Source organism: Serratia proteamaculans, from assembly GCF_946227095.1.
In the GTDB taxonomy this organism is placed as follows: Bacteria; Pseudomonadota; Gammaproteobacteria; order Enterobacterales; family Enterobacteriaceae; genus Serratia; species Serratia proteamaculans_E.
Window position 1 is genome coordinate 607,158 of the sequence record NZ_CAMISV010000001.1, and the last position, 12,405, is coordinate 619,562.

The 12,405-nt window shown below is 59.4% G+C and carries 10 protein-coding genes; 9 read left to right on the forward strand and 1 reads right to left on the reverse strand.

The genetic code is table 11. The features are described 5' to 3' along the window. Positions 1–12 precede the first annotated feature (12 nt). The 4 genes from OC597_RS02970 to OC597_RS02985 all read left to right on the forward strand — a co-directional run bounded on the left by OC597_RS02970 (position 13) and on the right by OC597_RS02985 (position 3,176). Entirely contained in the window at positions 13–897 is an 885-nt protein-coding gene (locus OC597_RS02970; protein WP_261251951.1) for an oxidoreductase, read from the forward strand. A gap of 9 nt (positions 898–906) precedes the next feature. Next, positions 907–1,932: an AraC family transcriptional regulator gene (locus OC597_RS02975; protein ID WP_261251950.1), complete on the forward strand. Its 1,026-nt coding sequence runs from the start codon at positions 907–909 to the stop codon at positions 1,930–1,932. After that, positions 1,929–2,603 (forward strand): Rossmann-fold NAD(P)-binding domain-containing protein, encoded by a 675-nt coding sequence (locus tag OC597_RS02980; protein WP_262207369.1) that lies wholly within the window; start codon positions 1,929–1,931, stop codon positions 2,601–2,603. The genes OC597_RS02975 and OC597_RS02980 overlap by 4 nt, the downstream gene beginning before the upstream one ends. Before the next feature lie 72 nt (positions 2,604–2,675). Beyond that, complete coding sequence (locus OC597_RS02985) at positions 2,676–3,176, forward strand: 2-thiouracil desulfurase family protein (RefSeq protein ID WP_261251948.1); 501 nt, start codon at positions 2,676–2,678, stop codon at positions 3,174–3,176. On the opposite strand, the gene OC597_RS02990 is transcribed toward OC597_RS02985, so the two are convergent. Next, positions 3,173–3,589 (reverse strand): NUDIX hydrolase, encoded by a 417-nt coding sequence (locus tag OC597_RS02990; protein WP_261253787.1) that lies wholly within the window; start codon positions 3,587–3,589, stop codon positions 3,173–3,175. The two genes, OC597_RS02985 and OC597_RS02990, sit on opposite strands and share 4 nt — an antisense overlap. Before the next feature lie 124 nt (positions 3,590–3,713). Here OC597_RS02990 and OC597_RS02995 point away from each other — a divergent pair, with 124 nt between their 5' ends. The 5 genes from OC597_RS02995 (at position 3,714) to OC597_RS03015 (ending at position 12,368) form a co-directional block, all read left to right on the forward strand. Further along, positions 3,714–4,928, forward strand: a complete 1,215-nt coding sequence (locus OC597_RS02995) for an SrfA family protein (RefSeq protein WP_261251947.1) — start codon at positions 3,714–3,716, stop codon at positions 4,926–4,928. Next, positions 4,928–7,873, forward strand: coding sequence for a virulence factor SrfB (locus tag OC597_RS03000; RefSeq protein ID WP_262207370.1), 2,946 nt, complete (start codon positions 4,928–4,930; stop codon positions 7,871–7,873). The genes OC597_RS02995 and OC597_RS03000 overlap by 1 nt, the downstream gene beginning before the upstream one ends. Then, the gene (locus tag OC597_RS03005) at positions 7,870–10,092 is read left to right on the forward strand and encodes a virulence factor SrfC family protein (RefSeq protein ID WP_262207372.1); all 2,223 of its coding nucleotides are present in this window, start codon (positions 7,870–7,872) and stop codon (positions 10,090–10,092) included. The genes OC597_RS03000 and OC597_RS03005 overlap by 4 nt, the downstream gene beginning before the upstream one ends. Positions 10,093–10,172: 80 nt before the next feature. After that, positions 10,173–11,018 carry a 3-mercaptopyruvate sulfurtransferase gene (sseA, locus tag OC597_RS03010; RefSeq protein WP_261251944.1) on the forward strand — a complete coding sequence of 282 codons (846 nt, stop codon included), beginning with the start codon at positions 10,173–10,175 and terminating at the stop codon, positions 11,016–11,018. Between the two features lie 132 nt (positions 11,019–11,150). Next, complete coding sequence (locus OC597_RS03015) at positions 11,151–12,368, forward strand: FAD-dependent oxidoreductase (RefSeq protein WP_262207373.1); 1,218 nt, start codon at positions 11,151–11,153, stop codon at positions 12,366–12,368. Positions 12,369–12,405: the final 37 nt, after the last annotated feature.

Below are 12,405 nucleotides of genomic sequence, written 5' to 3' on the forward strand. Positions count from 1 at the left end.
AAGGAAGGTTTTATGTCTCAGTCTCAAGTGTGGTTAATCACTGGCAGTTCACGCGGCCTGGGCCAGCAGCTGGCGCAGGCGGTGCTGGAAGCCGGGCATCGTCTGGTTGCTACCGCGCGCCAACCACAGCAGTTGCAGCCACTGGTTGATCGCTACGGCGATCGGGTTATCACCGTCGCACTGGACGTTACCGATGCCGCCGCCGCGAAACGCGCGGTGCAAACGGCGGTTGAACACTTCGGTCGACTCGACGTGCTGGTCAACAACGCCGGCTACGGAAATATCGCGCCGGTGGAAGAAGCCGATGAGGCCGATTTCCGTGCTCAGGTTGACACCAATTTTTACGGCGTATTCAACGTCACCCGCGCCGCTTTACCGATACTGCGCCAACAAGGCAGCGGCCATATCATTCAGATTTCGACCATCGGTGCTCGTCTGGGTATGCAGGGGCTCAGTGCCTACCATACCGCCAAGTGGGCGGTCGAAGGCTTCTCAGAATCACTGTCGAAAGAGATAGCCCCATTCGGCGTGAAGGTCACAATGGTAGAACCGGGCGGTTTTCGCACCGACTGGGCCGGTTCGTCAATGACCATCGCGCCAATCGGCTCAGCTTACCAGCCACTCTTTGCCCCAATGCTGGAGTATCTGCAGCAGCATAACGGCAATCAGCCTGGCGATCCGGCCAAGGCCGCGCAGGTGATCCTGCAGTTGGCATTGATGAACGAGCCGCCGTTACGCCTGTTGCTGGGCAGTGATGCGGTGTATATGGCCCAACAGGTGTTAGCAGCGCGTGAAGCGGAAGATGCCGCCTTCCGCACGCTCAGTCTGAGCACCGATCGGGAAGACAGCCAGCCTGATTATGCCACCATGACGGCAGTGGTGACGGGTAAATCATAAGGAACAACAATGAGCAGCGATCAGATTTCCCTGTCCAGCGCCCTGTCGGCTCGTCTGGCGGCGATGGGCGTGGATATCGAACGGGTCGGCCAACTGGCCGGCCTGCCTGCGGGGCTATTCAGCCAGCGGCATGAGAAGGTCAAGCTGTCCACCCGACAGTTCTTCGATACCTGGCGCGCCCTCGCCCAGTTGGCCGACGACAACGCCTTCGGCCTGCGCCTGGGCGGCGACATATCGCCAGAGCATTATGATATTGCTTCGGTCGCTGCGTTGCACTCCGCCACTCTCGGGGAAGCGCTGCAAAAGGTTGCCCGTTACAAACGGCTGCTGTGCCCGGAAGAGCTGATGCTGGTCGAGGATGGCGACAGTATCCGCCTGCACACCCGCTGGACCATGACCGAAAGCCATGCGCCGGAGATGCTGATTGATGCCATGTTCGCCTCCATCATCACCCTGTGCCGCCGTGGCACCGGGCAGACGATACGCCCACGAGCGATCGAACTGACCCGGCGACCGGATCCGGCCTCGCCCCTGTCGCGCCACTTCGGTTGTCCGGTGCATTTCAATGCCCCACTGGATGTGCTGGTGTTTGACCGTGCGCTGATGCGCCAGCCCTTCATCACCTACAATCAGGACATGCTGGCGGTGCTGCTGCCGGGGCTGGAAGCCGAACTGGCCAGGTCATTGCAGAGCGACGATCTGCCCAGTCAGGTGATGGCGATCCTGGGGCGCAGCATGCGCGGCCAGCGCCCGAGCGTTAACAGCGTGGCCGCCGAGCTGTATGTCAGCCCGCGCACCCTGCAACGCCGTTTGCAACAGCATGGCTACAGCTATCAGCAATTGCTGGATAAAACCCGTCACCGTACCGCCTGCCAACTGTTGGCGGAAACCGATCTGGAGCCGGGGGAAATCGCCTTTGTGCTCGGATTTGAAGAATTGAATTCGTTCAGCCGCGCCTTTATACAGTGGGAAGCGCAAACGCCGAACCGCTGGCGCAGCCAACGCCTTGCCAGTCCCAGGGAGAACAGACCATGAGAGTGATTATCTTTGGTGCCAGCGGTATGGTCGGCCAGGGTGCGCTGCGCGAATGCCTGCGTGACCCACAGGTGAGTGAAGTGCTCAGCATCGGCCGCAGCGCGCTGGCGCAGAGCCATGCCAAATTGAACCAGCTGACGCTGCCTGACCTGAGTGATTTATCCGTCGTAGAGGCCCAGCTTGCCGGTTACGACGCCTGCTTTTTTTGCCTGGGCGTCTCCTCGGCCGGCATGAACGAAGCACGCTACCGCACGCTGACTTACGACCTGACGCTGGCCGCCGGCCGCCCGCTGGCACGGTTAAACCCGGCGATGACCTTTATTTATGTCTCCGGCGTCGGTACCGACAGCAGCGAACGCGGACGCAGCATGTGGGCCAGGGTCAAAGGGGCCACCGAGAACGCCCTTCTGGCCTTGCCGTTTCACGCGGTGATGTTCCGTCCCGGCGCTATTGTGCCACTGCACGGTATCCGTTCCAGAACCCGTGTTTATGATCTGCTGTATCGGCTATTGAAACCGCTGTGGTTCGGCGCACTGCGGCTGTTCCCCAATCAGGTCACCACCACCGAACGCGTCGGGCTGGCGATGCTGGCCGTGGCGCGACACGAAACAACGCTGCGGATCGTCGAGCCTGGGGAGATTAATCGTCTGGCGCTGCCATCGGCGGAATGATTCTGCTATGTTAAAGCCGCGCGCGTGGGTCGCCAGTCCCACGCTTTCGCCCCTGTGACAGAGACAGACCTCATGCCGTCAAAGATTTTATTCAGCGCCTGCCTAGCCGGTTTTAAAGTTCGCTATAACGCTTCCGACAAACCCTTGCTCAACGCCACGCTGCTGCGCTGGCAGCACGAAGGCCGTTTGGTGGTTTGTTGCCCCGAACTGGCCGCCGGTTTTTCCACCCCACGCCCGTCGGCAGAAATCACGCCTGCTGCAGAGGGAGCCACGGTACTGGCCCAACAAGCGCGGGTGATCGAAGTCAGCGGCGGTGACGTCACCGACAGCTATCTGCTTGGCGCACATCTGGCACTGGAAACCGCACGGCGGCACCACTGCCGCTTTGCGCTGCTTACCGATGGCAGCCCCTCCTGCGGCAGCCAGTTTATCTACGACGGTTCTTTCAGCGGCCAGACCAAGCCCGGCAGCGGCGTCACCGCCGAACTGCTGCGCCAAAATGGCATTGAAGTGTTTTCCGATCGTCAGCTCGACGCGTTGATCGCCCGGATTGAGGCAGTGGATGGGGCCTAACGCTGCAAATGTTGCGCCAGCCGCTGTTGCAGGTGCGAAATGCCCTGCGGATGATGAATAAAGCTGTCGATGGTCATCATTTGCCAGCGCTGCCCTTCATCACCAAAACGTATGCTGGCAATCTGCTCCGGCGTGATATTACCCAACATAAACCAGGTCGGCGGGTAGCCGGGGAAAACGCCCTCATAACGCTGCCCGTGACTCACCTGCTGCGCGTCAATCTGCAGGCCAAACTCCTCCCGCGTTTCCCGCTGCACGCATTGTAGTGGTGTCTCATCACCCTCGCGCCCGCCTCCGGGCAAGTCCCAACAGCCGGGCCAGGGAATATCCGCCTTGTCATCGCGCTGGTAGGTCAGCACGTTATCGCCGCACAACAGCGCGATTTTTGCACCGCCAAAGTCCGGGTTATCCATCTGCGACATGTTGATCCTCTTAAAGAACTGCATTTTACGCCTGTCCTCACCCGTTTGACCGCTCAGACCCCGGGTTACTATGGCTGTTTGCACGTTTTAGCAGAACAGGACAAGGTTTTTGGCCGTGGTGAAACCCTTTTTACGCAGTGGCAGTTTAGATGACGTACTTGCATTGGGCGAGAATGGACAACCGGTTTACGCCTGCGCGCTGCAGTTGCGGGAAACATTACGCATTCGCCAACAGCAGCAAGCCGCCGACTGCCTGGCGATCCCGCAGCCGAACGAGACGGGCACCCGCATTGACTGGTATTCCCCCTTTCCAGGCAAAGTCACGTCCTGGCTGGCGGCGAGTGATGCCCAGCGCGCGCAGGCCGTGCATCTGCTGGAACAAAGTCTGGCAACCTTGCGTCTGCTGATCGCTCAGACACAAACAACCGAACACCCCAGCCACCGCCTGTTTGGCGCATTGTTGGCCAAAGCGATGCAGATCCCTGATGCCAACCATGTCTATCTGGTTGATGGCAAACCGGTACTGACCTTTTGGGGGTTTATCAAGCCCCAGGCTCAGTACCAGGACGACCCGCTGGCGTGTCTGCGACCGGCCGAAACTGCGAAAGAAAAACCAACACCGATCGCCGCAGCACCACGGCCGATGGCAGTTCCCACAGCGAAACCCGCCCCAGAGCCAGAGGTTAAACCGTCGGTTGCCGCCACACCGACGCAACCGCGCCGCCAGTGGCATCGCTATGTGTGGATGTTGTCAGCACTCATGCTGATTGCCCTGCTGGCAGGCTGGCTGAGCCAACCGAGTGCGCCACCTGCAGCGCCCCCGGTGACACAACCACTGGCGTCGCCGCCGCGCACTACCACCCCGGCGTTCAAGCTGCAACTTCCGCTAGCACCGGCCACGCTGATGCCACCGGCACCGGTGCCGGTAGCCTTGCCGCCAGCGGATAAGCATGCGCTGGTGCTGCCCGCCGATTCGGTCAAAGCCGGCTCGATTCGTTTTCTGAACGGGAAATGGCGGGCCACCGTGGCGCTAAAAGATCTTCCCACCGGTAAGCGTCCCAGCCTGCAATACCGCATCAAAGAAGGAAAAGGCAGCGCCAGCATTACCTACGGTGATGGCATCAACTGCCGGGTACCGATCGAGGCCGGGCTGATGCAGTCCGGCAATCTGGTGATTAACAGCCGTACCAAAGCACGCTGCAGTGACGGCAGCCGCTACCAAATGCCGGAACTCATCTGCAAGCAAAATGAAACCGGCCCGGCAGAATGCGTCGGGCGCTACGATGCGGATACGCTCTACCCCATGATGTTAAAACGCGAGAGTAAATAATGCTGGCCCCCCTTACCGATTACCCACACAGCATTACCCTGATCCAGGACAGCGGTATCCAATTTTTGGACTTTGCTCTGACGCCGGTTTTGGATTATGCGTTTCCGGGCAAGTTTGTCCGCCAAACGGCCAGCGGCCCGCTACTGCGCCTGCAATGGGATGCCGACAGCGGCAAATACCTGTTGCCCGCCCAACCGGGACAGACCCCCGAAGTGGTTCGCCCGGAGTTCAGCTTCCCCTTGCAGCAATCGCTGCAGTTGTTGGATCAAACCTGGCTGCCGCTGCCCTTCTTTCGTCGCACTTCATCAGGGGTGTTTTTATCCGGGCCGGATAACTGGGCCCGGATGCAGATTCTGTTACTGGATAACCCCGATCAGGACGGCAACCTGCTGCGGGTAGTATTGGCCTTTGATACCCGACTCGCCTCTGCGGGCCAGGAGGCGCTTGCCCCAGGTGAAAGCGATCTCAATACCGGGCTCAGCTTCTCGCTGGGCCATCAAAACCATCAGTTAGGTGAGTTTCTTGACCTGACCTGGGTAGACAGCTGGCTGCGCGAAGTCTTTTGCCAATCCGCAACCCAGTTGGAACACCGCAGCGAAACGGCAATAAACGCCGGACTGAAAACCTTCGAATATCAGGCGCACTACCTCAATCTGTTGAACCTGCTCGGCAGCCAATTAACCGTCCCGCAGATAAAAATCATCGGGGAAACACCACAACAACCCGCGATCGCCGTAGATCTGATTTTGGACGTCGGCAATTCTCACACCTGTGGGGTGCTGGTCGAAGATCATCCACATGAAAGTAATGGCCTGAAACAGACCAATGAACTGCAGTTGCGTTCGCTGTCCGCGCCGCACTGCGTTTACAACGAATTATTTGAAAGCCGGGTAGAGTTTGCCCAGGCCTCATTTGGCAAACCTCACCTTTCATTCCAAAGCGGACGCGATGACGCCTTTAGCTGGCCTTCCATCACCCGCGTGGGCCGGGAAGCCATGCAACTGGCACTGCGGCGGGAAGGCACCGAAGGCACCACCGGGATTTCCAGCCCGCGTCGCTACCTGTGGGATGAAGAACGTTATGCGCCCGGTTGGCGCTTTAACAGCAAACAAGAGCCGATGGCCGCCGCTGCGCCATTGACCTCACTGATCAACGACGAGGGTTTACCTCTGTCGGCGTTACCTGTGGATCAGCGGCTGCCGGTATTTGCCGCCCACTATAGCCGCAGTTCGGTCATGACCCTGATGCTGACCGAACTGTTGGCGCAGGCACTGATGCAAATCAACAGCGTCGCCCAGCGGATTAAAATGCCGAATGCCGCCGCCCCGCGCCGCCTGCGTACTATCATCCTGACATTGCCTTCGGCGATGCCCAAGCCAGAGCGCGAAATTTTCCGCCGCCGCATGCAGGAAGCGATTGGCCTGATATGGAAAGCCCTGGGTTGGCACCCGCTGGATGCCCCGTTCAACGGTGAGCAAGCCCGCATGCCGGTGCCACAGGTGCATATGGAATGGGACGAAGCCACCTGCGGCCAGATGGTTTATCTGTATAACGAAACTCAGGTGAATTTTGCCGGCCGCACCGACGCCTTTTTTGCCGCCATGGCCCGACCGGACCGACCGCCGGTGGCGGGAGAACAACCGGGAAAAACGCTGCGCATCGCCTCTATCGACGTGGGCGGCGGCACCACCGATCTGGCCATCACCCAATACACACTGGACGATGGCGTGGGCAACAACATCAAAATCAATCCGCGTCTGTTGTTCCGTGAAGGATTTAAGGTCGCCGGTGACGACATTTTGCTGGATGTCATTCAGCAATTTATCTTGCCCGCCGTACAGCAGGCGTTCGAACAGGCCGGGGTCGGCGCAACGCCGGCAATAATGGACAAGCTTTTTGGCAATCAGGGCCGTATGGATGGGTTTTCAACCCTGCGCCAGCAGGCCACGCTGCAGATTTTCATGCCCGCCGGGCGTGCGCTGCTCAGTGCTTATGAGGAGTACGATCCGCTGGACGCCCACGCGGAGCTCGCCGCCAGCCTGGGCGAACTGCTGCCGCAAACACCTACAGCACAGGTATTGGCGTTCATTAACGACGAGGTTCAGCGTGAATCTGGCGTTAGCACCTTCGACATTCTGCAGACCCCGTTGGTTGTCCGTCTGGGCGCCCTGCACAGCGCTTTCCTGTCTGACCGGATCGGCATCAGCCACTGCCTGCGCCTGCTTTGCGAGGTAGTGGCGCTGTATACCTGCGATGTGCTGCTATTGACCGGCCGCCCGGCGCGTTTTCCGGGCGTTCAGGCGCTGTTGCGTCACCTGCAACCGCTGCCCGCCAGCCGAATTTTACCGCTTGAGGGTTATCACACCCGCAGTTGGTACCCGTTTAACAAACGCGGGCGCATCGATAACCCCAAATCAACCGCTGCCGTGGGGGCCATGCTGTGTCTGTTGGCGATCGACCTGCGGCTGGAGAGTTTTTATTTTAACGTCGGCGACTTCCAACCCTATTCCACCGTTCGTCATCTGGGCATGCTGGACAGCAATAATCTGCTGGCAGACGATAATGTCTACTATCGCGATATCGATCTGGATCGCGCAGACTTCGCGTTGGATCCCGACAACTGCTTCCAGCTACGCGGCCCTTTGCGCCTCGGGTTTCGTCAATTGGACAATGAACGCTGGCCGGCATCCCCGCTCTACACGTTGACCATCACCGATGCCCCATTGGCGCGCAAACTGGCAGGCGATGCGGTTATCAGCCTGCGACTGATCCTTACCGGTAACGATGGACAGGGAGCCGAAGGCGTCAGTATCGCCGAAGCCCGGTTGGCCGACGGCACGCCGGTTCCCGCGCATCATCTGCAACTCAAACTCAATACCCTGGCGGCCAGCGCCTCTGGCGCAACCCATTATTGGATCGACAGCGGGAGCCTTTATCAACCATGAAACCTATCACTTCCAGCCGGCCTGAGCCGCTAAACTGCCTCGGCAACAGCATCACGCAGGCGATTGACTGGGTGGCCGCCACCCGACAGCAATCCACCCGGCTGAACCGGGAAGCCGATAACCTGACGATCCGCCTGCGCCGCAGCTACAACCGGGCGAGGCAGTTGGACAAAGCCCAGCATCAGCCCCTGGCCATCGGCCTTTATGGCCATAACGTCGCGGCCAAGACCCACCTGTTAGCCGCACTGGCACCGGGTGCCAGGTTACTGAGCGAAGATGCCACGCTGGCCGTACGCTATTGCTCTGGTGACGCCCAAAATCCGCCTTCTTATCCCGTTGCCGTTTCCCTGCTTGATGAAGCACAGTTGGTTGCCATGATGATCGGCAGCGCCTTGATCGGCGGCTTTCGCCCGGATTGGGATGCCCGGGCCATGGCCACACATCTGCAGGCACTGGAACGTCACCGCCAACCCATGGCGATCGGCGGTCTGGACAGCAACGCCATGGTGGCGCTGTGGGACAACCTTCGCCATCAGGGCAGCAAATGGCCAACGCCGCTGGAGAGACACTTCTGGCCACATGCCATTTCGCTGGCTCCCTGTCTGAGCGTTGACGATCGAGCCAGGCTGTTCGCGCCGCTCTGGGGGGAGGATCCGCAACTGACGAGTTGTTATCGCCAGTTGGCGCATACTTTACACCGCCTGGGGAACGGCGAACGGGTGTATGCCCCTCGCCAGGCATTGAGTCAGGATGGCGGCATCCTGCAGGCCCAGGCTATCCCAACGCCGGCCGGGGTAAAGCTTGCCGTGTTGACGGAGCAAGGCACCGCAGTGGACATCGCGCTGGCCGATCTGGCCTGGTTGGCAACCTCGGTGACCACTGCCTTGCCACCGCGGGAAAACGGCGGGTTGCCAAAGCATATTGAACTGCTGGACCTGCCGACCGGCAACCCCTGCCAGGGCGCTGGGCTGATTCAGCGCATGCAGCAGGCAAAACGCGCCAACCTGTTGATTCTCGCGGCCGATGGCCTGCACGCCAACCTGCTGCTGGTGACTGATGCGGCCCGTACGCCGCAAGATGCCAGTCGGGCGGGCAACGCACTGGCCTACTGGGTCAGACAAACCCAGGGGGAAAACCCTGATCTACGCAGCCATCGCAAGCCTGGCTTGATCTGGGCAGTCACGGAATTTGACTCGCGTCAGGCCGGGAAATCCCGCCCCGACGACGCCGTTCAACGCTATGTCGGTGAACCGGGCGAAAGCTGGGCAACTCTGCTGGCGATGGATGAAAGCGACTGCCAGCGCATGGTGGCCTGGCTGGCCGCACAGGCGTGCCCAACATTGAAACAGCATCGCATCCTTGAACAACAGCAGGAACTGCGACGCGAACTGTCTGAAAGCCTGCTCGGCAACTGGTTCCATGCGGCGGACAACGCGTTAACGCAACAGCGAACTCAGCACCTGCTACGCAGATTGCAGGCACAGGCTGGCGTACACGGTGAACTGCTCGAATGGCTGCTGCCGCAGTGCGAAACCCTGCGCCAACTCTATAGCCAACAACAGCATAGCTTGCCCGCGCCGGTGTCCATCACCCCGCCGTTTGATGTTGAGATTGACCTGTTTGGTGAGGAAGATATGGCCTCCGTGGCACCCACCGGGCATGGCGGTGAGTCGTTTGCCCAACGGGTATTTACGGATTGGATAAACCATCTGCGCGGTCTGCCGGATAATGCCCAACTGCTGGCATTGTTGGGCGTCGAGAAACAGCATCTGGAGATGCTGGTCGATGCGTTAATCACCGCCGCCTGCCGGCTGGAGATTGCCGAATCGCTGGAGCGCGCATTATCTGCCGGGGCGCTACTGGAGCAAGCTGAAGACCGACAGGTCAGCCAGGCATTGGCGATATTGGGGGATTTTGTCACCTGGTTGGGCTTCCAGCAGCGTGAAGCGAAGTTACGCCCCGCCAGCCGGATTAATCACGGCCAGCCGATCTTTACCCCACCACCGCAGCCCGCCGTGGACTGGGGCAGTCAACAGCGGTTAACCAAACTGGCACCGACACCGGCAAGAAATACCGCGTTTTATATCTACGACTGGTTGGTCGGTCTGCAGACGCTGCTGGCGGAGAATAAAGCCGCAGAGGCTAACCCTGCCTTTGGGGCAGCTTCACAAGCGGCTTTGGGTACCATCGTCGCCTCGCTAACGTCCGAGTCGGCCTGATAATTTCTACGGATGGATCACATCGCCAAAGCCGCTGGTGTATAGTGAAAAACCGTTTTCACCACAGGCGAAAAATAACGATGAACTCTCCGTTTCTGGTTACTCCGCAATGGCTTGCACAACATATCAACGATGAAAACCTGGTCGTGGTTGATGTCAGGATGTCCCCGGTCGGCCTGGTGCCGAAGAAAGACATGCTCGCTGAATTTGAACGCGGCCATATCCCGGGCGCAGTGTATTTCGATATCGATGACGTCGCGGACAAAAACACCACGCTGCCGCATATGCTGCCAACCGCAGAGGAATTCAGCGCAGCGGTGGGTAAATTGGGCATCAGCGAGCAACAGACCATCGTGTTTTATGACGAGGGCAATCAGTTCTCTGCCCCGCGCGGCTGGTGGACCTTCCGTAATTTTGGTGCACAGCAGGTTTATGTGCTGGACGAAGGCCTGAATGGCTGGACGGCACTGGGCCAACAGTTGGCGACCGGTGCAGCGCAACGCACGCCGCAAACCTTCAACGCCCGTTCCAATGCCGACGCGGTCGTCAATATGCAGCAGGTAGAGCAGGCGCTGAACACGGAGGTGCAAATCCTGGACGCGCGCGCCGCACCGCGTTTTTACGCCGAAGCCCCAGAGCCACGTCCGGGTCTGCACCGCGGTCATATTCCCGGCAGCATCAATATTCCTTACGGCGAACTGCTGGAAAACGGCCGTTTCAAATCGCTGGAGGCACTGAAGAAAACCTTCAGCGACAAGGGCGTGAATATCGACGGGCCGATTATCACCAGTTGTGGCTCCGGCGTGACGGCGGCAGTGCTGGCATTCGGCCTGCTGTCACTGGCTGCGCCGCAGGTGAAACTGTACGACGGCGCCTGGAGCGAATGGGGTGCACTGAGCGGTAACCAACCGATCGCGCAGGACTAGCTATTGATCCGATCGGCGACGATTGACCACACAGCACCGCGGGTTGACAGCCTGACCTGATATTGATAATCATTATCAATATTGAGTTTTCAATCAGGATCGGCAGAGTGCGGATCCCAGGAGTCACCCGCTATGTCACAGTCACCGATCACACCTTACGCCACCACTTGCTGCATCGTGGGCGGCGGCCCCGCCGGATTGATGCTCGGCTATCTGTTGGCTCGGGCGGGGATAGACGTGATGGTGCTGGAAAAGCACGCCGATTTCCTGCGCGACTTTCGCGGCGATACCATTCACCCTTCCACCCTGGAAATCATGCATCAGCTTGGCCTGCTTGAGGAACTGCTGGCACTGCCACACCAGCGCGCAGAAACGCTGCATGCCGAGATCGCCGGGCGTGATATTACGCTTGCCGACTTCACCCGCCTGCCGACACGCTGCAAATTTATCGCCTTTATGCCGCAGTGGGAGTTTCTCAACTTTCTGGCAGAAAAAGCCGCCGCCTTTCCTGCGTTCAGCTTGCTCAAATCGGCGCAGGTACACCAGTTGTTGTACGATCGCGGTCAGGTCTGCGGGGTGTTGGCGGATACGCCGGAAGGCCCGATCCGCGTCCGCTGCCAATTGGTGATCGGCACTGACGGACGTAACTCGGTGGTACGCGAACAGGCGGCACTCAGCAGCCGCAGTTTTGGTTCGCCGCGCGACGTGTTATGGATGAAGATCGATAAACGGCCCGGCGATCCGGCCTGGTCGATGGATCACACCGGGCCAAAGCAAAACTTCATCATGATCGACCGGGGTGAATACTGGCAGTGCGGCTATTCAGTCGACAAGGGCAGTTTCGAGGCGATCCAACAGGAGGGGCTGGAAAAATTTTTGCTACATATCGCTGAGGTCGCCCCCTTCCAGGACCACCGCCTACAGGAGATCCTCAGTTGGGATCAGGTGAAGTTATTGAGTATTCGCATCGATCGACTGGATCAGTGGGCCAAGCCGGGCGTGCTGTGCATTGGCGACGCCGCACACGCCATGTCGCCGATTGGCGGCGTCGGGGTGAATCTGGCGATTCAGGATGCGGTTGCTGCCGCCAACCTGATTATCCCTCCGCTACGCAGCCATGGTCTACAGCTCAAACACCTGTTGCGCGTGCAACAACGCCGCAATTTCCCCACCAAAGCCACTCAGTTTCTGCAAATTAAAATGAGCCAACGCAGGCCGAAAAAACGTCGCGGCAGCGGTGGACCCAGTCTGATGACCCGGGTCGGCAACAGCCGTTGGTTGCCACGTTTATTTGGCCGGATTATCGGACTGGGATTCCGGCGGGAATCGCCGAAGCATCTTGCTGATTGAGGGTTTGTTGCGGTCAGAAATACGCAATGGGTACGAT

Bases quoted from the DNA above. Each gene is read 5' to 3' on its own strand.
- OC597_RS02980 (WP_262207369.1), top strand. From the start codon at position 1,929: ATGAGAGTGATTATCTTTGGTGCCAGCGGTATGGTCGGCCAGGGTGCG.
- OC597_RS02985 (WP_261251948.1), top strand. From the start codon at position 2,676: ATGCCGTCAAAGATTTTATTCAGCGCCTGCCTAGCCGGTTTTAAAGTT.
- OC597_RS03015 (WP_262207373.1), top strand. From the start codon at position 11,151: ATGTCACAGTCACCGATCACACCTTACGCCACCACTTGCTGCATCGTG.
- OC597_RS03005 (WP_262207372.1), top strand. From the start codon at position 7,870: ATGAAACCTATCACTTCCAGCCGGCCTGAGCCGCTAAACTGCCTCGGC.
- sseA (WP_261251944.1), top strand. From the start codon at position 10,173: ATGAACTCTCCGTTTCTGGTTACTCCGCAATGGCTTGCACAACATATC.
- OC597_RS02990 (WP_261253787.1), bottom strand. From the start codon at position 3,589: ATGGATAACCCGGACTTTGGCGGTGCAAAAATCGCGCTGTTGTGCGGC.
- OC597_RS03000 (WP_262207370.1), top strand. From the start codon at position 4,928: ATGCTGGCCCCCCTTACCGATTACCCACACAGCATTACCCTGATCCAG.
- OC597_RS02970 (WP_261251951.1), top strand. From the start codon at position 13: ATGTCTCAGTCTCAAGTGTGGTTAATCACTGGCAGTTCACGCGGCCTG.
- OC597_RS02975 (WP_261251950.1), top strand. From the start codon at position 907: ATGAGCAGCGATCAGATTTCCCTGTCCAGCGCCCTGTCGGCTCGTCTG.